At 65.0% G+C, this 19,669-nt stretch carries 20 protein-coding genes; 8 read left to right on the top strand and 12 right to left on the bottom strand.

Annotated elements, in window-relative coordinates:
* The first annotated feature begins 260 nt into the window (after positions 1–260).
* From F9929_RS13575 to F9929_RS13555, 5 genes are all read left to right on the top strand, one after another.
* Positions 261–596, top strand: a complete 336-nt coding sequence (locus F9929_RS13575; RefSeq protein ID WP_152047105.1) for a hypothetical protein — start codon at positions 261–263, stop codon at positions 594–596.
* Between the two features lie 302 nt (positions 597–898).
* Positions 899–1,354, top strand: coding sequence for an ankyrin repeat domain-containing protein (locus tag F9929_RS13570; protein ID WP_193227755.1), 456 nt, complete (start codon positions 899–901; stop codon positions 1,352–1,354).
* 49 nt (positions 1,355–1,403) lie between these two features.
* On the top strand, positions 1,404–1,853 hold the full coding sequence (locus F9929_RS13565) for a hypothetical protein (RefSeq protein WP_152047103.1): 450 nt from the start codon (positions 1,404–1,406) through the stop codon (positions 1,851–1,853).
* A gap of 1,151 nt (positions 1,854–3,004) precedes the next feature.
* Positions 3,005–3,604 carry an OB-fold-containig protein gene (locus F9929_RS13560; protein ID WP_152047102.1) on the top strand — a complete coding sequence of 200 codons (600 nt, stop codon included), beginning with the start codon at positions 3,005–3,007 and terminating at the stop codon, positions 3,602–3,604.
* Positions 3,605–3,658: 54 nt separating this feature from the next.
* Positions 3,659–5,302, top strand: coding sequence for a flotillin family protein (locus F9929_RS13555; RefSeq protein ID WP_152047101.1), 1,644 nt, complete (start codon positions 3,659–3,661; stop codon positions 5,300–5,302).
* Positions 5,303–5,330: 28 nt separating this feature from the next.
* Here F9929_RS13555 and F9929_RS13550 read toward each other — a convergent pair whose 3' ends face one another.
* The 4 genes from F9929_RS13550 to F9929_RS13535 all read right to left on the bottom strand — a co-directional run bounded on the left by F9929_RS13550 (position 5,331) and on the right by F9929_RS13535 (position 9,080).
* Positions 5,331–7,085, bottom strand: a complete 1,755-nt coding sequence (locus F9929_RS13550; protein WP_152047100.1) for a peptidoglycan D,D-transpeptidase FtsI family protein — start codon at positions 7,083–7,085, stop codon at positions 5,331–5,333.
* A 95-nt stretch (positions 7,086–7,180) separates the two neighbouring features.
* Positions 7,181–7,555 (bottom strand): hypothetical protein, encoded by a 375-nt coding sequence (locus tag F9929_RS13545; RefSeq protein WP_152047099.1) that lies wholly within the window; start codon positions 7,553–7,555, stop codon positions 7,181–7,183.
* 183 nt (positions 7,556–7,738) lie between these two features.
* Positions 7,739–8,365 carry a DUF4166 domain-containing protein gene (locus F9929_RS13540; RefSeq protein WP_152047098.1) on the bottom strand — a complete coding sequence of 209 codons (627 nt, stop codon included), beginning with the start codon at positions 8,363–8,365 and terminating at the stop codon, positions 7,739–7,741.
* Between the two features lie 193 nt (positions 8,366–8,558).
* Positions 8,559–9,080, bottom strand: a complete 522-nt coding sequence (locus F9929_RS13535) for a DUF417 family protein (protein WP_152047097.1) — start codon at positions 9,078–9,080, stop codon at positions 8,559–8,561.
* A 77-nt stretch (positions 9,081–9,157) separates the two neighbouring features.
* Here F9929_RS13535 and F9929_RS13530 point away from each other — a divergent pair, with 77 nt between their 5' ends.
* Positions 9,158–9,667 carry a MarR family winged helix-turn-helix transcriptional regulator gene (locus F9929_RS13530; RefSeq protein ID WP_152047096.1) on the top strand — a complete coding sequence of 170 codons (510 nt, stop codon included), beginning with the start codon at positions 9,158–9,160 and terminating at the stop codon, positions 9,665–9,667.
* Positions 9,668–9,717: 50 nt separating this feature from the next.
* On the opposite strand, the gene F9929_RS13525 is transcribed toward F9929_RS13530, so the two are convergent.
* The 4 genes from F9929_RS13525 to F9929_RS13510 form a co-directional block, all read right to left on the bottom strand.
* A complete protein-coding gene (locus F9929_RS13525) occupies positions 9,718–11,670 on the bottom strand; it encodes a beta-galactosidase (RefSeq protein WP_152047095.1) in 1,953 nt (650 codons plus the stop codon).
* 24 nt (positions 11,671–11,694) lie between these two features.
* Positions 11,695–12,546, bottom strand: a complete 852-nt coding sequence (locus F9929_RS13520; RefSeq protein WP_152047094.1) for a carbohydrate ABC transporter permease — start codon at positions 12,544–12,546, stop codon at positions 11,695–11,697.
* Positions 12,543–13,415 carry a carbohydrate ABC transporter permease gene (locus F9929_RS13515; protein WP_193227754.1) on the bottom strand — a complete coding sequence of 291 codons (873 nt, stop codon included), beginning with the start codon at positions 13,413–13,415 and terminating at the stop codon, positions 12,543–12,545. The genes F9929_RS13520 and F9929_RS13515 overlap by 4 nt, the downstream gene beginning before the upstream one ends.
* Positions 13,416–13,503: 88 nt before the next feature.
* Positions 13,504–14,787: an extracellular solute-binding protein gene (locus tag F9929_RS13510; protein ID WP_152047135.1), complete on the bottom strand. Its 1,284-nt coding sequence runs from the start codon at positions 14,785–14,787 to the stop codon at positions 13,504–13,506.
* Positions 14,788–14,952: 165 nt separating this feature from the next.
* On the opposite strand from F9929_RS13510, the gene F9929_RS13505 reads away from it, so the two are divergent.
* Positions 14,953–15,840: a helix-turn-helix domain-containing protein gene (locus F9929_RS13505; protein ID WP_152047092.1), complete on the top strand. Its 888-nt coding sequence runs from the start codon at positions 14,953–14,955 to the stop codon at positions 15,838–15,840.
* 7 nt (positions 15,841–15,847) lie between these two features.
* Here the strand turns inward: F9929_RS13505 and F9929_RS13500 are convergent, their stop codons facing one another.
* Positions 15,848–16,165, bottom strand: a complete 318-nt coding sequence (locus F9929_RS13500; protein ID WP_152047091.1) for a DMT family transporter — start codon at positions 16,163–16,165, stop codon at positions 15,848–15,850.
* Positions 16,166–16,261: 96 nt separating this feature from the next.
* Between F9929_RS13500 and F9929_RS13495 the strand changes: the two genes are divergently transcribed.
* The gene (locus tag F9929_RS13495; RefSeq protein WP_152047090.1) at positions 16,262–16,807 is read left to right on the top strand and encodes a TetR/AcrR family transcriptional regulator; all 546 of its coding nucleotides are present in this window, start codon (positions 16,262–16,264) and stop codon (positions 16,805–16,807) included.
* Positions 16,808–16,827: 20 nt separating this feature from the next.
* Here the strand turns inward: F9929_RS13495 and F9929_RS13490 are convergent, their stop codons facing one another.
* From F9929_RS13490 to pabB, 3 genes are read right to left on the bottom strand one after another with little or no spacing between them, the layout of a single operon-like run.
* A complete protein-coding gene (locus F9929_RS13490) occupies positions 16,828–17,706 on the bottom strand; it encodes an aminotransferase class IV (protein WP_152047089.1) in 879 nt (292 codons plus the stop codon).
* On the bottom strand, positions 17,703–18,287 hold the full coding sequence (locus F9929_RS13485; protein WP_152047088.1) for an anthranilate synthase component II: 585 nt from the start codon (positions 18,285–18,287) through the stop codon (positions 17,703–17,705). The genes F9929_RS13490 and F9929_RS13485 overlap by 4 nt, the downstream gene beginning before the upstream one ends.
* The gene (pabB, locus tag F9929_RS13480; protein ID WP_152047087.1) at positions 18,284–19,669 is read right to left on the bottom strand and encodes an aminodeoxychorismate synthase component I; all 1,386 of its coding nucleotides are present in this window, start codon (positions 19,667–19,669) and stop codon (positions 18,284–18,286) included. The genes F9929_RS13485 and pabB overlap by 4 nt, the downstream gene beginning before the upstream one ends.

The raw sequence follows: 19,669 nt of genomic DNA, 5'->3' as shown, positions 1-19,669 counted from the left end.
CTCGAGCTTGGGTTACCGTCCGCCGGCACCTGCCGCCGTGCCGTGGCCGGCTGCGCCACCCCAACCCGCTTCGCCGGCCACCTCAAACGTCGCCAGCAAGCCCACCATGCATTAGATTTGAACCGGGCCACCTAATGGGGGCAGGCCAATTACTCCGCTGGGATATCGTGACCTTTGAACGCATGGGGCCAATCCATTTTGGGATGACCCCATCGGAAGTGAGCGGTCTGGTCGGTTCACCAGACCGGAGCAGACGAGGTTTGACGAGCGCCTCCTTCACGGAATTCAGGGAAAAGAAAGCTCCCATTGTTCGCTATCGGGATGGGCGCGTCAGCGAACTCGAAGGGTTCTACGATCTTCCGAAGGTGTCGTTTCGCGGCATCCGCATTTTCGAGGAGGACGGCGCTGACGTGCTGCGAAAACTTGAAGCGCTGAATGGGTCTGCGGAAATTTCCGTTGGCATCGTTCTGTTCGATACACTGGGCGTTACGACCGGACGCATGGACGAAGAGGCGAGAACGGATCATTCCATCACTGCTTTCGCTGGCGGGCTATGGGATGAAAAGAGATCGAAGTTTTCGAAGATATCGTTCTAGCATCACATTTGAGCGTTTTGCTTGATATGGGAGGCGTTGATGATGTTTGGGAAGCAGCAAAAGACAGCGATGGGAATGTATATTATCCTGATATCGGTGAGAAGCTAGAGTGGGATATGAGCAAATCTCGTCCGGACAATGGGGCACAAACCTAGAAATTAGTACCACACATCACACCGAGACTATATGAAGGATAGAATAAATAAACAGGAATCCTTGCAGCGATATCGCAGTCCTGATAACTATCAACCGGGATCGGTGAATGCGAACTGAGGTCATCGCTACGAGGCGGATTAATGAAAATGACTGATTTGTTTGCAGATTTACGCACCAATCCATCCTTTCATGTAGCATCAATCAACGATGCTGAGCAGATCAGCCAGGATAATCGTAGCTTTCTTCAAGAGTCTATTGCGTATAGGCCGGAGTTCGCAATGGAGATATTACGTCTCGATGTTGATATAAATCATCAAGACGATAATTTTCAGACCGTCCTACAATATGCAGTTTCGAGAGGGATGTATGAATTGGCCACCGCCATCATTGATCGCGAGGCTGATATCAATCTCATCGATCGCTATGGAAACGATGCGCTTTGGACTGCGGTACTTAATCCGCGCCCGAGCTTGGATTTGATCGCGCTTCTTATCCAGAAAGGCGCAGATCCCCATCGGAAAAACAAGGCGGGCCGTTCAGCCGCCGATATGGCTGTCACGAAAAACGCTACCGCAATGCAACAACTCTTCGGTCTGCAATAATTGAACTTGTCCTGATTTCCAGGCATTCGTGCTTCCAGAAGGGTAGCTCATGGTCTGGGAAATCCACCCATATATAGGGTTGAGCGATCTGACATTCGACTTGAATGTCAGTACCGTAGTGGCCAAACTTGGCCAGCCTTCGCAACAACGGCGCATGCCGAGCGGACGAATCCGGTTCATGTTTGGTTCCGATAAACCCGCAATCGTTTTCGAAGATGAGCGTCTGGTGGAGATTGCAACGGTTCCTGACTTGTCAGATCCGTTAATGCTCGGAACGACATCGATTTACGAGAAGTCTCCACGCGAGATAATTACAGAGATTTCCAAGTTGGATAAGGACGTTTATCAGAAGAATGGATTTCTGGTCTGCTTCAATCTTGGCATAGCGCTGACGGGATTTCACGACGACGATCCCAACCAGAAAGCAGTTGTGATGTTCAGAAAGGGCTTTCACTGGGCAAATCAAATCTCAGAAATGGAAAAATTTTCACCCGACTAGACTGAGTCGCGATTTCGTTCTTGGGATGACTACCGAGCGATTACTGGGCTGGGATATCGTGACATTCGAACGCATGGGGCCAATTCATTTTGGGATGACTTGGATGATGTAGGAGGCGGCCCGCTGGATCGCAGGCGCACGCCAAAGCCGCGCAGTTCGTTGTCCCAGGCGAACGCCTCGCGCTCGGGGTCAGCGCGAAGGGCATCGACGGCACGCCTGGTGAGTTTGGGCATCGCTCCCTCCCTACTTCCCGGAACGCAATGATACGCTACCGGTAAGCGAAAAGAACGCAGACAAGGGAAAGCTGTGGCGTGCCGTGGCGTGGACTGGCGTAGGCAAAACCCATACAATATCGGCCTTACACGCACCACAGCGCACCCGATCGCAAGGCCGCCGCAGCGGTGCTATCTCTTGCCAAGGTTGGGGTCGTGGTTTCGAATCCCATCGCCCGCTCTAAAAACTTCCCAATTCAGTAGTGTATTTGATGCGGTCCTGCGGGGACGTTTTCCTGTTTTCCTTCCGAAGTCCTTTCAATAGGTATCAACGGACGGCGCGCTTTGCCGATCCTTGGGCTTGGGATGCGGCACTCGGGCGGCATCGCCAATGGTGCCCCATCCCTTCCTGTCGGAAGATCGAGGGTTTCGAACGAGGCCGCGCCGCGTTTCCGACTGTCGTCAGCCAGCCATTCTGCGTTTCCCGCCAAGTCCGGCGGGATAACGACAACCAAGCGCAGGTGCTTGTGGTCGTCCAGGGTTAAGGACATGTGCTCGGCTCGTCGCCATTTCGAGGCGGCTGAAGGCGCTGATTCGTATTCCGGGATGAGCGCTCAGGATATCGCCGGCGCCGCCATTGACACCGCCCATGGGGCAAATCACTGGTGAGTTGATTTCAATCGGGGCGGGCATGCGAACGGCGAATACCGACTTGTCGATGCCAAGTGCGCTGAAGCCCGAAGTCGAAGGGATATATCGCGTTTTGGCTTGCGCGGTGACCGGTCCGGTTGAGCGGAGCCCCGTCGCACTTCGTTTCAGTGATGCCGGACGACCGAGAACCCCGACCATTGGGGCGCTTCGGGGGTTCGGGCATGCGCGTCGCGCCGAGGACTGCCCGGCCACGATGCCGTACAAGATCGGCGAGGAGACCTGACGACGATGGGCGGTCTTGCCACCGGTTCCCCTTTCTTTCTCTACCCGCTGGCGGCAGGCCTCCTGCTGGGGCTCCTTCAGATCGTGCTTTACTTCGTCGGGCACTTTCCGTTCTCGGACGCGATCGAGCAGGCCTTGGAGGGCACGGCGGTCGGGGAAGCCTTCGATTGGCTGAATTTCGGCAAGGTGCCCTTCGCGATCCTCCTGATGCTTCTTTGCGTGACGTTCGGGGCCGCCGGTATCGCTTTGACCCACCTCCTGCCGTTTCTGCCGGCCTGGAGCCTTTCCGTCGGCGCGGCCCCCGCCGCCATCGTTGTCACGAAACTCGCGGGCGACGCGATGGCCCGCCTTCTTCCCAAGGACGAGACCTACGCCGTTTCCGCCGAGGAGTTTGTCGGCTTGGAAGGTTCGGTCACGCTCGGCCCCCTCGACGACGGCCCCGCCGGCAATGTCGCGGTCCGGGATCGCCACGGGGAAGTGCATACGCTGCGGGCCCGTCCCGTCGATCCCGGAACGGTGATCGCGCAGGGAAGCCACGTCGTCGTCGTGGCCCGCGACGACACCCATAAAGGCCGCGTCTTTCTCGTCATGCCCTTCGCGACCTGACATCCCAATCGCATTCGACATCCCCGCGTCATCGAGTTCCCAAGGATCGAAGCCATGGAAAGCATCATCGGACTGGCCATCTGGGCGGGGATCGCCCTCCTCGTCCTGGCGGCGATCGGCTTCACCCTGGCGCGGCTTTATCGAAGGGCCGAGCGCGACGAAGCGTTCGTGCGCACGGGCGTCGGCGGCCGCAAGGTCGTGAAGGACGGGGGCGCGGTGGTGCTGCCGATCGTCCATGCCCTGGCGCGGGTGAAGCTCAACACCGTCAAGCTCGCCGTCGACCGCCGCCGCGAGGATGCGCTCATCACCAAGGACCGCATGCGCGTCGATATCCGCGCGGAGTTCTACGTTCGCGTCGACGGCAGCGACGAGGGCATCGCGCTCGCCGCGCAAACGCTCGGCGACAGGGTCAACGACCCTTCCGCCATTCAGGATCTCGTGGAAGCCAAGCTGGTGGACGCGCTGCGCTCGGTCGCCGCTCTCAATACGCTCGACGAATTGCACGAGAACCGCGCCGCCTTCGTGAAGGCGGTGCAGGACGCGGTGGAAACGGACCTGCGCTCCAACGGCCTCGAACTCGAAACCGTCAGCCTCACCGGGCTCGACCAGACGGCCAAGGAATATTTCAACGAAACGAATGCCTTCGACGCGGTGGGCCTCGCCCGCCTGACCGAAATCACCGAAGCGCGCCGCAAGCAGCGCAACGAGATCACGAGGCTCACCGAAGTCGCTATCGCCGAGCAGGATCTGGAAGCCTCGCGCAGGAGGTTCGCGCTCAACCAGCAGGAGGAGGAAGCGCGCCTGAACCAGGAGCGCGACATCGCCAACAAGGAAGCGGCGACGCGCGCCGAACGGGCAAGGGCCGAGGAAACGGCCAAGCAGGCCGAGCAGGAAGCGGCGATCGATCGCGAGCGCCAGATCTCCGAGCGCACCGCCGAGGCCAACAAGACCAAGGAGGAAGCGCGCATCGTTTCCGAGCGCCAGGTCGAGATCGCGCGGCAGGACAAGGCCGTCGCCATCGCCCGCAAGAGCGAGGAAACCTCGCGCGCCGAGGCCCAGGCCCGCGACGCCGAAGCCCTGGCGGTGGCGGCGACCGAAAAGGTTCAGACCGCCCGCGATCGCGAGATCGCCGATCGCGCCAGAACCATCGCCGTGATCAAGGCGCAGGAGCGGGCGGAAGCCGATGCCGTGTCCATCACGGTCGGCGCGGATGCCGAGAAGAAGGCCGCCGAGGACCGGGCCGAAGCGGTTCTGACGGCGGCGCGCGCCGATGCCGACGCCACGAAGATCCGCGCCGAAGCCATCCAGGCGGAAGGCGAAGCCGAGGCCGCCTCCATTCGCGCCAAGAACGAGGCGAACGCGATGATTCCGCAAGCCTTCGTGGAGTTCGAGCTGATGCAGGCCCGCATCCGCATGCTGCCCGAAGCCTTGAAGGCCTTGATGGAGCCGACGAGCCGCATCGAAAGCATCCGCGTCGTGGATACGTCCGGCTTTTCCGCGGGGCGGGGGGCGGCCGAGAACGGCAACCCGTCCGGGCCGGGAAACCTCGCCGATCAGCTCTTGAGCTTCTCGGGCAACAAGCCGCTGGTCGACGCCATCCTGAAGGAAGCAGGGCTTCCCGGCGCCGGCGGCAACCTCAAGGACTTGTTGAGCACCCCGGCTCCGACCGGCGTCGCCAAGCCGGCGGACGCGAACTGAAGCGACCGGGAGCGGCGATCCGCGCCGCTCACATGCCGTTGCGCATGGCGAGTTCCGGGCGGAAGAGGTTGGAGCCCCAGGCCCGGGCGCGCTGCATTTCCGGGAACGGATCGGCCGGCTCTTCCCAGCGCGACGGACCTGCCAGCATCGGCAGGATGCGCGACATGATCTTGCCGGTGGTCGGCACCGCGTTCCAGCCCGAGGTGCGGAAGCCGTAGGTTTCCTTCAAGGGCTTGGGCTCGTCCAGCACCGTCATGAAGAGGTAGCGCGGGTCGTGGGCCGGCGCGATGCCCATGAAGGCGGTGAGCACGGTCCCTGAGTCGTAGCGCCCGTTCACCACCTTTTCCGAGGTGCCGGTCTTTCCGCCGATGAAATAGCCGTCGATATTGGCTTTCGAGGCCGAGCCGACCTTGGCGTTGAGGCGCATCAGGTAGCGCAGCGCCTCGCTGGTGCGCGGCGTCACCACGCCTTCCGCGACCGTGCGTTCGGCGACCCTCGCGTCCTTCACGAAGGTCGGGCGCAGCACGCGCCCGCCGTTCACCACTGCCGCGATGCCCATCGAAGCCTGGAGCGGCGTTACCGCGATGCCGTGGCCGAAGGAGATGGTGGCGGTGTTCAGCTCAGCCCATTTGGCCGGAAAAAGCGGGCTGGCGGTTTCGGGAAGCTCGGTGTGGAGGCGGTCGAGCTGGCCGAGGCTTTTCAGAAACGCGCGATGGGCATCGGACCCGATCGACATCGCCATCTTGCCCATGGCGATGTTGGAGGAATGGATGAAGGATTCCGGTATGTTGAGCGGCCGGTTCTGGCCCCGGTAGTCGCGGATGGAGAAGCGCCCGAAGCGCAGGGGGCTGGAGGCGTCGATCACCGAGCCGATGCCGAACTTGCCGGAATCCAGCGCCATCGCCGTGGTCATCGCCTTGAAGGTCGAGCCCATCTCGTAGGTGCCGACCACGACGCGGTTGATGTGGTCGGGCTTCAAGGCGTCGGCCGGCACGTTCGGGTCGAAGTCCGGCAGGGAAGCCAGCGCGATCACCTCGCCGGTGCGGATATCCATCACGAGCCCCGCGCCGGCTTTGGCGGAGAATTTCTGGACGGCCTCGCCAAGCTCGCTCGCAAGCACGTGCTGCGCTCTCAAGTCCAGGCTGAGGCGCACCGGCTCCAGCGTTTCGCGCGTCGCTTCCATGCCCGACAGGCGCAGGGTCTGGAGCCCGTCGCTGTCGATCCACTTTTCCATGCCGGCGATGCCGATATTGTCGACATTCACCGCGCCCAAAACATGCGCGGCGGCGCGCCCGTTCGGATAAAGCCGGCGCAGCTCCTCGCGGAAACCGACGCCCGGAAGCCCGAGCGCCCAGACCGCGTCGCGCTCGGCCAGCGTCGTCGTGCGCCTGATCCAGGTGAAGGCGGCTTCGGTGGAAAGCTTCTTTCGGAGCGTCTTCGGGTCAAGATCGGGGAAAACGCGCGTCAACCCTTCCACCGCCTCGTCGAGGTCCACCATCTTGCGCGGTTCGGCGTAGATCGAGGCGCTGGGCAGGTCCATCGCCAGAACCACGCCGTTGCGGTCGAGAATGTCGGGCCGCGCCTTGGAGGGCGGCGAGGGCCAGGCGACGGATTCCTCCGGCGGCGTGACGCCGAAATAAACGAGCCGCACGCCGATCGCGCCATAGCAGAAAAGGAAGCAGCAAAGCGCGACGCGCTGACGGATGCGGCGCTGGCGCTGGACCTGCGTAGGGCTCGGCTCGCTGGCGCGGGAAAACAGGCGGTGAAGAAGGCCGGTCGGCATGGAAAGGTGTCATCCGCATCGGAACGGTTCCCGGCGGGAATGGCCGGGACGACAAAACCGGGGCGGGGACGCCTTGAAGCGGAAGCCTTAAGGCTTCAGCCCGAACGCCCGCCCCGCATGGCGGGGCGAGCGGGGCTCGGCGGGCGGTGGAGGGAGGCCAGACGGGATGGAAATTCCGGGTCGGTTCTCGCAATGGCGGGATGGTCCGGGCGGGGCCGCGAAAGAGCGGGCGCCTCGCAGAGAACCGCGTCGGTTGCGGCTTGCGGATCGGCTCCGGGCTCGTCGGGGCTGAGGTCGGCGGCCGTTTCGGGGGCGGATGCGTCCACGCCCGAGACATCGGCCGTTTCGACCACGGCGGGACCGAGACCGGCGGCAGCCAGCGAAGGCGTGCCGAAGCCGAGCGCCAGCGCCGTCGCCAGAACCGCGACGAGAAGGGGAAGCCGGCAAAGGGTGCGGATGAAACGGGCCACGATGCCGCCAGTCTCGCCGAACAGGGTTAATGGAAGGTTTCCCTTCGGGGCGAAAACCTCAGGGGCTTTCAAATGCGCCGAAACGTCGACTTTGGGCTGCGCGTCCCGGCGCTTCTTCCTTCGCGTTCGCAGCCGCGCCCTGTTCGTCGACGAGGGGCCGGCCGCAGAAGCCGTGCTTTCCGATCAACGGGGCGGAGCCTCCACGGCGAAGCGTCCCGAATAGCGGAAGAGTTCGCCGAACAAGGGGTGGACGAGGTTCATGCGCATGCTGAATCGGTCCTCGCCGGCCGGCCGCTCCTCGACATAGGCGCGTCCGAGAACGAGCTCGAGGGGGAGCGGCCAGTCCCGCCCCAAGACGCGCCAGACATAGCCTTTCCCCCGGAACACCAGGGCGCCCGCTTCCGCGGTGACGGCAAGCCGCATGCCGATGCCGAGACGCACGAACTCGATCACCTCGTTTCCTCCGGCAAGTTCCATATGCGAGCGGAAATGGAACGGGGACCTCCCTGGAAAGTGGAAGACCCGGTCCCAATGCAGCGTGCCATCCGCTTCGCGCGCGCTGTAATGCACCTCGATCGGCACGTCGCGTCCGCGATAGGGCACCAGGGCGCCGGCGAGCCGCGCCATCGGCAGAGGGAGTTTCGCGAGGTTCGAATGCCAGACCTCGTCCATCGCGCCGCGCACGGTGACGGCGTCGCGGCGGAAGGGGCGCAGACTGTAATGGCGGCGCACGATCGCTCCGAGCTCGAACCAATCCGCTCCCAGAACGCTCGCGAAGATCGGCGCATGCGCGTCCGGTTGTCCTGCCATCGGCTCTTCCTTCGATCGTCCGGTATGAAGGCACGGCGCCTTCCTATCCTGGCCGCGACAGATCCGCGATCGTTCGAGCCACTCCGCCGACTTGAGTCCTTGATCGCAGAAAGAGATGCCTTTGTCTCTTCGTGACGATCCGCTCCTCACCGCAAGCCCCGCCTGCGGCGGTTCGCAGCGTGTCGCCGTCGTGTCAGTTCCGGGTCGAGGCGATGCGCAGCCGTGTCAGGCTGTCGCCGAACACGGCGAGGCTGAGCCCGAGAAGTGCGATGTCCTTCAGGAGGAACTGGCCGGTCGCATTGATCCAGGGAAAGCCGCCGATCACGTCCTCCCAGATCGGAACGGCAAGCATGATGGAAACGGTGGTGGCGAAGGTCAAGGCAGCCAGCGCGCCGCCGATGATGCCGGCGCGTGGCGACCGGATCGAAAGAACGAGGAGCGCGGCAGTGACGATCTCGACCACGCCCAGAAGCGCCGTCGTGCCGGTCTCGCCGAAGACCGAGTAGAGCCAGGAAAGCCAGGGTGTCGCCGTGATGAGCGGACGCAGCGCCTCCAGCTCGAACTGCGTGAACTTCAGGAGACCGATCAGGAAAAGGGGAAGAACGACGCCGGCAAGTCCGATCGCTCGACCGACGGCCGCGATGCGCGGGCCTGACGCACGGCTCTCGATCGCCAGAAACGCGCGGTCAACGGGGGAAAGGGAACTGAATGTCATGGTTTCGCTCCTTTGTATGCGTGGAGCATATAATATCTCAGCTTTGATTTCCATGCGGCGCGCACATATATTTCGGCATGGATGATCGACGGACCGCGAACATCGTCGGAGCCTTGGCTCTGGCACTTGCCGATAGCTTTCTGAGCGCTGCCGCCGCCGCCGCGCCGGAGCCCGGCCAAGCCGCCGCGGCGATCGCGCTTCTGCGTCACGAGCCCGGCATGCCGATCGAGCGGATGCGGCACGCCTTGGCGCTGTCGCATCCGGGAACCGTCCGTTTGATCGATCGCCTCGTGGCAGACGGGTTGGTGGAGCGTCGTCCCGGCCTTCACGACCGCCGCTCTGTCGCGCTGCATCTGACGCAGGACGGGGAGCGAAGCTGCACGCGCATTCTCGGCGTGCGCCACGACCGCCTCGCGCGGGCGCTGGACGTGCTCGGCCCGGACGAGCGGGCAGCCTATGCCCGGCTGACCGAGAAGCTGCTTTCGGCCTTCGTGGAGAACGAGCGGCACGCCTATTCTGTCTGCCGCCTGTGCGACACCGGGGCTTGCACGGACTGTCCGGTGGAAGCGGCCCTCGACGACGCCTGACCGCATCGCCGGGACCGGGCCTTTGCTGTCAGGCCCGATCCCTTTCTTTTTCAGGCCTCGAGGATCGCGACGCCGGATGGCGGGAGGTCGTCGGAGCCGAGGCGGAAATTGCCCGCGATGCCGTGCTGCGACAGGCGGACGGCTTTTCCGCCATAGTTGAAGGCGTAGGTCAGGCCTCCGGCGCGGCGCAGGCGAAGGCCGGCGGGAAGATCGAGGACGGGAAAACCGACCTCCTCCGCCAGATCCTTCAGGAGGCCGAAGGCGAGCGCCTCGTCCGGCCAGCCGGCGAGATAGCGAAGCGAGCCGCCCCCGACCAGCGCCGCTTCACCGTCGGCCGAGCGCCGCAAAACGTGGGCGTCGGCGACTTCCAGCATCTCGCGCCAGATCTGGAACGCGCCGGCCTGACCCTCCATCGGCACCGTGAGGTTCGGCGGCAGGGTTTCCACCCGCGTCACCTTCAGGGCGTCCAAGGGGGCGGGAAGCCCCGGCGGCAGGGAGGGGGGAATCACGAAGTTCTCGTCGCGCGAACCCGAACGCGGGCCGACGAGCGCGATGCCGTCGAATGTCGCCAGCTTTTCGCGAAGGCTTTGGGGCCATGCGAAAAGACCGGGCGCGAGAACCAGGCGATAGGGCGAGGGATCGGCGCTTTTGGCGTTGAGGAAGTCCACCGACAGGCCGAGCCGGCGCAGCGCGCGGTAAAGGTCCACGACGAGCCGGAAATACTCGAATTCGCGCCCCTGCGGCTGCGTCGTCCAGGCCCAGGCCGAGGGGTAGTCGAAGAGGATCGCGACATCGGCGCGCTCCGGCATGGGCAGATCGAGCCCGGCGATCTCGCGCGCCACGGCCGCCGCTTCCCCGTGGCCGGGGGCGGGCACACTGTCGGGGCGCAAAAGCCCTGCATGCATCTGCTCCTGCGCGAAGGGCACCTGCCGCCAGCGGAAATAGCTCACCACCTCGGCCCCGTGCGCGAAGGCCTCCCAGGTCCAAAGGCGCACCATCCCATCCCGCGGCGCGGGGTTGTGGGGCGCCCAGTTCACCGGGCCCGGCTGCTGCTCCATGATCCACCAACGCCCGTTTGAGGTGGCGCGGTAGAGATCGTGATGCATGGCCTGGAGATCGGGGTCTCCGGCTCTGGCGAACTCGGCCTTGAAGTCGGGGTCGCGATGCGCCCACTGGTCGAGGAAGCCCAGCGGATAGGAGTCCCAGGACGACACGTCGAGATCGGCGCCGAGCGCGAAATGGTCGAAGGAAAGCGTGCGGCCCATGAAATTGTGGATCACGTCGCGGCCGGGCGAGAAGCGGCGGATGATGTCGCATTGCAGGCGGTTGAAGGACACGACCGAGTCGGAAGAATAACGGCGGAAATCCATGACATGGGCCGGGGCGGGCTCGGTCAGCGCCGCGTTCGGCAATTCGATCTCCTCGAAGCTTCCGTATTCCATCGACCAGAAGACGTTGCCCCAGGCGCGGTTCAAGGCGTCCGGCGACTGGTATTTGCGGCCAAGCCAGTCGCGAAAGCCATGAAGCGCGGCGGGGGAATAGGACAGGGCCGTCAGGTGGCAGGCATATTCGTTGTCGGTCTGCCAGGCAGCGATGCCGGGATGGGTGCCGAAGCGCCGGGCCAGCGCTTCCACGATGCGGGCGCATTCGGTGCGATAGCCCTCGTGCGAGAAGTCGTAATGGCGGCGCGAGCCGAAGCCACGCCCCCGCCCGTCCTCGCCAACGGGGAGCATGTCCGGCATCTCGTCCACCAGCCATTTCGGCGGGGTGGCGGTCGGCGTGCCGAGAACGACCTTGAGCCCCGCGCCGTGCAAGGTCTCCACCGCCCGTTCCAGCCAGTCGAACTCGAAGCGGCCCCGGACCGGCTCCAGCCGGCTCCAGGCGAATTCGCCGATGCGCACGAAGGAGATGCCGGTCTCCGCCATGCGGCGGGCGTCCTCGGCCCACCAGTCCTCCGGCCAGTGTTCGGGATAATAGCAGACGCCGAGCGCGCGAACGGGCATGGGTCGATCCTTCGGAAATGCTTGTTATTTCACGGCCCCGGCAGTGATGCCGGACACGAAATGGCGTTGCAGGAAGACGAAGAGCGCGACCATCGGCAGCGTCATCAGGCTGGCCCCGGCCATCAGCGCGCCCCAGGGCGGCACCGAATTGACGGTGAGAAGCGAGCCGAGCGCCACCGGGGCGGTGCGCGCGGAGGGCTGCGGGGCGACGAGGAGCGGCCAAAGGTAGTTGTTCCAGGACGCCAGGAACAGGATGATGAGAAGGGCGGCCAGCGACGGCCTGACGAGCGGCAGCGCGACGGAAAAGAAGATGCGGAACTCTCCCGCCCCGTCCATGCGCGCGGCGTCCACGATCTCCGCCGGCAGGCCGAGAAAGGTCTGGCGCATGAAAAGAACGCCGAGCGCGTTGAAGAGCGGGGGCACGATCACCGCGACCAGCGTGTTGGCGAGCGACAGGTCGCGCGCCACCAGCACGTATTGCGGGATGATGACCACGGCATAGGGCACGGTCAGCGTCGCCACGAGCAGCCCGAACAGAAGGCCCCGGCCCCGGAAGCGGTAGCGCGCGAAGGCGTAGCCGGCGAGGCTGCTCAAAGCCGCCGAAAGGAGCGCATAGGCGAGGGCCACCAGAACCGAGTTGAGAAGCGCGCGGTCGAAGGTGGCGATCGCGACGATGCGGCCGATATTGGCAAAAAGTTCGCCGCCCGGCAGAAGCGGCGTGTCGGCGGACAGGATCGCGGCGTCAGGTTGCGTGGCGAAGACGCCCATCAGGTAGAGCGGCGACAGCCAAAGAAGGGCGACGGGCAGGAGCGCCAGCGTCAGCCAGAGCCCGCGCCAGCGCTCGCGCGCCTTCACGCCCGGCAGGAGGGCGCTCATGCCCGCGCCTCCTTGGGTGTCAGGAGAAGGTTCAGCGCCGCGATCAGCGCGGCCATGGCCGCGATGGAATAGGCGATGGCGGAGGCATAGCCGAAATTGAGGTTCACGAAGCCCTGCTTGTAGAGATAGGTGCCGAGCGTTTCGGTGGCGTTTCCCGGCCCGCCGCGATCGGTGATGAGCCAGGGCTCGGCGAAGAGCTGCATCGTGCCGATCACCGACAGAACGAGGCAGAAGGCGAGAACCGGCGCGAGAAGCGGCAGCGTGACGTTGCGAAAGCGCGCCCAGGCGCCCGCGCCGTCCATGCGCGCGGCCTCGTAGAGTTCCTTCGGGATCGACTGAAGACCGGCGAGGAGGATGATCGCGTTGTAGCCGGTCCAGCGCCAGGTGAGGGCGAGGACGATCACGAACTTCGCCCACCCTCCCTGGTGCAGCCAGTTCGGGCCGTCGATGCCGAGGCTCGCCAGAAATCCGTTCACCGCGCCGAAATCGCCGTTGAAAAGGAGGCGGAAGACCACGGAATAGGCGACCTCGCTGACCACCACGGGGGCGAAGAAGGCGAAGCGGAAGAACGCCCGGAAGCGCAGGAAGGGCTGGTCGAGAGCGACCGCCAGCGCGGTGGCGAGCGCCAGCATCAAGGGCACCTGCACGACCAGAACCAGAAGCGTGTTCCAGAGCGCATTGCGAAAAGCGCGGTCCACGAGAAGGCGACGCCAGTTGATGCTCCAATCGAACACCCACGGCGAAACGCGCGTGTTCTGGAAGGACAGCATCACCGACTGGATCAGCGGCCAGCCCCAGAACAGGGCGAAAACCAGAAGAAAGGGCGCGAGAAAGGCGTAGGGCGCGCCGCGAACCGCACGCATGGGCATCCCCTCCAATGGGCCGCGACCGAGCGAATGGGGCCAAGCGGCCGCCACCCATGGGAAAGGCGGCCGCTCCGGCAGCGAAAGGCGGGTTTTATTCCTTGACGGGCAGGCCCGTCGCGCCGGAAATCTCGTCCGCGGCTTGAGTCAGGGCGGCCGATGCCTCGAGATTGCCGGCCATGAACTCGGCGAAGATGGGAATGAAGCTGTTGTCGGCTTCGGCAAAATACTGCGTGCCGCGCCAGGGCTTGATCTTGTCGAGCGTGCCGAGCACCGTCTGCCAGATCGGCTGGTTCCCCCAGAAGGGCTGGGGCTCCTTGACGTAAGGGTCTTGGATCGCTTCCGGCAGGGTCGGCACGAGGCCGCTCGCCTTCAACTGGATGATCTGCCCTTCCGGCGTGCCGACGGCAAAGCGGAGGAACGCGAGCGCGGCTTCCGGATTCTGCGAGGCGGTCGGAATCGCGAGCGCCGAGCCGCCGAGATTGGAGGCGCGCGAGCCGCCCTTCTCGAAGGCCGGCATCAGGGCGATGCCCCATTTGCCGCTTTGCTGAGGCGCTGCGCCGCGCAGCGATCCCTCGTACCAGCCGCCGTAGATGGAGGCCGCGAGCTTGTCGGCGTTGATCGCCTGAAGCGTCTCGCCCCAGTTGGCCTGCAGGAAGAGACCGGCTTTGGCCACCTTGCCGACCCCTTCCAGCGCCTGGACGCAAGCGGGCTGCGAGATGGTGACGTTCTGGGCTTCGGGGTCGAACATCGCGCAGCCCGTCTGGTTGGCGAGCATGCGGAACCAGGTCGTGTCGCCGTTGGTGGACACGAGTTTCGCGCCCTCGTTGGCGGCGACGATCTTCTTGCCGGCTTCCACGAAATCGTCCCAGGTCTCGATCGTCGCGACGTCGACGCCGGCCTTCTCGAACATGTCGCGCCGGTAGAAGAGAACGATCGGGCCGGAATCCCACGGCATGGCGTAGACCTTCTCGCCAACCGTCAGTTCGGCCAGCTTGAAGGCGGGAAACTTGCCCAAAAGCGCGTCGGCATCGGGGCCGAGCATCGCCTTCACGTCGCGGAAGCATTCGGGGAAGCGCGCCCAGAAGACTTCCGATTCCTGGTTTTCCACCGTGTAGATGTCGGGCATGCCGGTGCCGCCCGCCGCGCAGCCGGCGAGGCCCCGGTCGTAGGTCGGCTGGTTGCCGACATCCTCGATCTTGACCGTGACGTCCGGATATTTCTCGTTGAACTTCGGCACCACGGCTTCCAGCGCCTTGGCCGCCACGTCCCAGCTCCAGATCGTGACGGTGCCGGACAGCTTCTGTTCTTGCGCGCGCGCCGCGAGGGGGGCCATCAGCGCGGCCCCCGCCAAAGCCGCGACAACGAGCTTAACCATGCCTGTCATGACGATCCTCCCGATCGATCCGTTCCGGCAAACCCTCGAACCTTCTCCCGTCCGGGGCCGCTTGTCCAAGTGCGATACTAGCGAAGCGGGCTTGCGCGTCGTCGCTAGAAACGAGATAAATGTCGCAGATCCTAAGGTTTGACGCGGGAGAACCGAATGGATGCGGATGTGGCGGCGGTTCCGGCCCACCTGTCGATCGAAAGCTTCCTCGTTCGCGGCAACGACTTCCTGATCGCCGGCTGCGAGGAGGTCTTCGTGATGTCGGCCCCGCACACGCACAGCCAGGTCGAGATGAACTACGTGTTGGAAGGCACCATCGCCTACCGCCACGACGGGCGGCAGACGGTGGTGCGGGCGGGCGATCTCGTTCTCTTTTGGGGCGCGATCCCGCATCAAAGCGTCGAGGTGGCGCCCGGCACCCGCTATGTCTGCATCTACCTGCCGCTGGAGATGTTTCTCGGCGCGCCGGTGGGCGAAGCGCTGCGCTCGGCGGTCTTGGGCGGGGGCATGGTGGTGGCGCAAGAGCCCGGCCGCTTCGAGCCCGAACCCATCCTTCGCATGCGCGCCGAATGGCTGGCGAGCCGCGACATGCGCCTGCGCGATCTCGTCGCCTCGGAGGTCGTCCTGATCCTGCGTCGGCTCGACGTGACGGGCTGGCGCGACCTTCTGGCCGGCCAGCACGAGGAAGGGCGTGCCGTGGTGGGGGCGATGCCGGCGAAGGTGCTGCAGATGACGCGCTTCATCGCCGAGCACGGCCACGAGGCGATCACGGTCGCCGATGTCGCCCGATCGGCGGGGCTTCATCCGAACTACGCCATGACGCGCTTTCGCGCACTTCTCGGCATGACGGTCGCCCATTACATCCTGCGCCACCGCATGATGGCGGCGCAGACGCTGCTTCTATCGACGCGCAAGGATCTGGCGACGATCGCCTTCGAGACGGGTTTCGGCTCGGTGAGCCAGTTCCACCGCTCCTTCCGCAGCCATTTCGGCTCGACGCCGTCGAGCTTCCGGCGGCACATGCGCTATCCGAAGGCGGCTTGAGGCTCGATCAGTGCGCGAGCTTCAGCGTGACCACGCCGCCGAGGATCAAGGCGACGCCGACGAAGCGTGCGACGGATGTCGGGTCGCCGTAAACGGTGACGCCGATAAAGAAGGTGCCGGCCGCGCCGATGCCGGTCCAGATCGCATAAGCCGTGCCGATGGGGATCTGGCGCTGCGCCAGCCAGAGCATGACGCCGCTGACCAGCATGAAGAACACCGCGATGGCGATCCCGCTGAGGCGCGAGGCCGGGTTCTGCGCCATCTTCAGTCCGACGGGCCATCCGATCTCGAAAAGTCCCGCGAGAACGAGATAGAGCCAAGCCATGCCGTCACCTTCTTTGCAAGCTCCGAGGAGGCTTTCCCTCCTGCGGATGCCGGCATATAAATACGATCGTATTTCAAAAAGCAAGGGACAGTGCCCGTGGGACGCCGAAACTCCATCGACCGGAACATGGTGCTGGATGCCGCCGAAGAGATCGTCGCCTCGCGCGGCGCGGGCGCGCTGACGATCGGCACCGTGGCGGAGGCTGCCGGCATCACCAAGGGCGGCGTCCAATCGTGCTTCGGAACGAAGGAAGCGATGATCGCCGCGATGTTCGACCGGTGGATGGCCGAGGACGAGAAGCGCTTCCACGATTTTGCCGGAAAGGACCCGTCGCCGCTCGGCAAGATCAGGGCGCATATCGAAGCGACCCGCAGCTACGACGAGTTCGCGCAGGCGCGGGTGGCAAGCCTCCTCGCCATGCTGCTCCAGCAACCCGACGCCGCCGTCACCGCGCGTCGCTGGTATGAAGGACGCCTCGAAGGCTTGAAGCCCGACAGCGAAGAGGCGCGCCGGGCAAGGCTCGCGTTTCTCGCCAACGAGGGCGCGTTCTATCTGCGCTTTCTAGGGCTTCTCCCGATCGAATCCGACGAATGGCAGTCGATCTTCGCCGATCTCAAAGACCTCACCGATGGCCGGCTTTGACGGGAAAGGCGCTGCCTGCCTCAGGCGCCGATGCGGCCCGGCTGGAGCGGGGAGGCCGAGCTTAGCCCGCAGCTTTCCTCGATATCGTCGCACAGGATTTCCGCGAGGCGGCGAAGGGTCGAGGTCGCGGGGCCGGGCGGAAAGACATGCTGGCCCAGCGCCGACACCGGCGCGAGCAGGCGCAGGCTGTTGGTCAGGAAAAGAGCATCGGCCGCCCGGATATCGTCCGGCGACAAGGAGATTTCGCGGGGGCAAAGACCGATCCGAGGCGCGAGGCGCAGGATCGCGCCCCGCGCGATGCCGGGCAGGACGCCGTCGGACAAGGGCGGCGTCGCGAGACTGTTTCCCGTCAAGGCGAAGAGGTTGCCGGCTCCGCAGCAGGCGACATGGCCGGCGGTGTTCAAAAACAAGGTCTCGTCGCAATCGTGCCGGCGCGCTTCACCGAGCGCCAGAACCGCGTCGAGATAGTTCAGCGCCTTCACTCGCGAGGCGGGGGAGGTCTCGTTGCGGCGGATCGCGGTCGGCCAAAGGCGGATGGGCGCGAAGGCGAGGGCTGGCGAACCGGCCGCGTTTGCGGCCAGGATCGTCGGGCGCGGCTCGGGCGGGGGAAGAAGGCCGCGCGGCCCGCTCCCGCGGGTGACGGTGACGCGCACCGAGCCGGTTCCGGCGTCTTCTGCCGCCATGTCCATGCTGCGCGCGGCAAGGTCCGGGTCGAGGGGAATACCGAGGGTTCGGCAGGCGGCTTGGAGGCGTTCGAGATGGGCTTCCCGCCAGACGACGCGCCCGCCGAGAACGAGGCTCGTATCGAAGAGGCCGTCGCCGAGAAGAAGGCCCCGGTCGGCCGGATCGAAGGGAATGCGCGGGGTCTCACACCGCTCGCCGTCGAGCCAGACGGTCATGGTTTTACCCCGCCGAGGCGGAAGAAATTCGCCAGAAGCGCGTGGCCGTGTTCGGACAGAACGGATTCGGGATGGAACTGCACCCCGAATGTCGGGTGCCGGCGATGGGCGAGCGCCATGATCTCGCCTTCCGCCGAGCGCGCGGTGACGGTCAGATGCTCCTCCATGGCGGGTCCTCCTTCCACGATCAGCGAATGATAGCGCCCGACGCGCATCGGGCTCGGCAGGCCGGCGAAGAGCCCGGCACCGTCATGTCGAAGCACGCTCGCGCGCCCGTGCATCGGCTCGCGGGCGCGCACCGTCCGCCCCCCGAAGACCTCGCCGAGGCATTGATGCCCGAGGCAGATGCCGAGAATGGGTGTGCGGCCGGAAAAGGCGCGGATCGCGGCCAACGACACGCCCGCTTGCCCCGGCGTGGAAGGGCCGGGCGAGATCAGGATCGCGGACGGGGCCATCGCCTCGATCTCCGCGACCGTGATCTCGTCGTTGCGGCGGATGCGGCTTTCGTGCCCGAGCTCTGCGCAATAGCGCAGGATGTTGAAGACGAAGGAATCGTAGTTGTCGATCACGAGAAGGGTCATGGCGCCCCTTCCACGCCGAAGGCCTCGAAGATGCGCCGCGCTTTGAGAAGCGTTTCGGCATATTCGGCCTCGCCGTCCGAGAGAAGGGTGACGCCGCCGCCGGCCTGAAAGACCGCGCGCCCTTCCTCGATCGCGACGGTGCGGATCGCGATGTTGAGGTCCATGTCGCCGTCGAAGCCGAGAAAGCCGATCGCGCCGCAATAAACGCCGCGTGCCGTGCCTTCGATCGCGGTGACGATGTCCATGGCCTTCAGCTTCGGCGCGCCGGTGATCGAGCCGCCGGGAAAGGTGGCAGCGAGAAGATCCACCGCGTCGAAGCTGGGCTTCAAACAGCCGGTGACGACGGAGGTGAGGTGATGCAGGGAAGCGTAGGATTCCAGCCCGCACAGCACCGGCACCTCCACCGTGCCCGGCCGGCAGGCGCGCGACAGGTCGTTGCGCAGGAGATCGACGATCATCACGTTCTCCGCCCGGTCCTTTTCCGAGGCGACGAGGGCGGCGGCGCGGCGCGCGTCCTCGGCCGGGTCGGGCGAGCGGGGCGCGGTGCCCTTGATCGGCCGGGTTTCGACCTGCCCGTTGCGGCAGCGCAAAAAGAGTTCGGGCGAGGCGGAGGCGATCGCGAGGTCGTTGAAACGCAGAAAGGCGGCGAAGGGCGCGGGGTTCACCTGCGCCAGCCGCTGGAAGAAGGCGAAGGCGTCGAAGCGGGAGCCGAGCGGGGCTTCGAAGCGCTGCGAGATGTTCGCCTGATAGATGTCGCCGGCGCGGATATGCTCCTTCACGCGCTCCACGGCGGCGGCATAGGCTTCCGCCGTGAAGTTCGATACGAAGGGGCCGGCCGCGCCGGTCTCGGGCGTTTCAGCTCGCGCTCGTTTCGGGGCGCGGAGAAGCGCGAGGGCATGGGCCAGCCGTGCCTCGGCATGGGCATGGCTCGCCTTGCCGTCCACATCCATGCCGGAGGAGAAAAGGCTGCAGCGCCGTTCCTGCGCGTCGAAGGCGAGAACGAGATCGTGGAAGTCGAAGCATATCTCGTCGCCAAAGGCGGGCTGAGCGGGCTCGGCCAGCCGCTCCAGCCGGCGGCCGAAATCATAGGCGACATAGCCGATCGCACCCCCTTCGAAAGGAAAGGCGCTGCGTCGCTCGAAGCGAAAGCGGGCGAGAACGTCGCGCAAGGCGTCCAGGGGCGGTTCGGGCAGGTCTTCGCCGTTCCAGAAGGCGACCCCGTTTCGAACATGGAAGCGCGCGAAGGGCTCGATGCCGATGAATGAATAGCGCCCCAAACCGCCGGAACTCGCGGCGCTGTGGAGAAAGGCGAAGCCCGGCCGCTCGGCGAGATGCGCCGCGATCCTTGCCGGCTCCTCGAAATCGAGCTCGCGCTCCAGCAT

The sequence above is a fragment of the Aureimonas psammosilenae genome (assembly GCF_009176975.1).
Taxonomy (GTDB): Bacteria; Pseudomonadota; Alphaproteobacteria; order Rhizobiales; family Rhizobiaceae; genus Plantimonas; species Plantimonas psammosilenae.
This window is presented reverse-complemented; position numbering and strand designations above follow the sequence as displayed.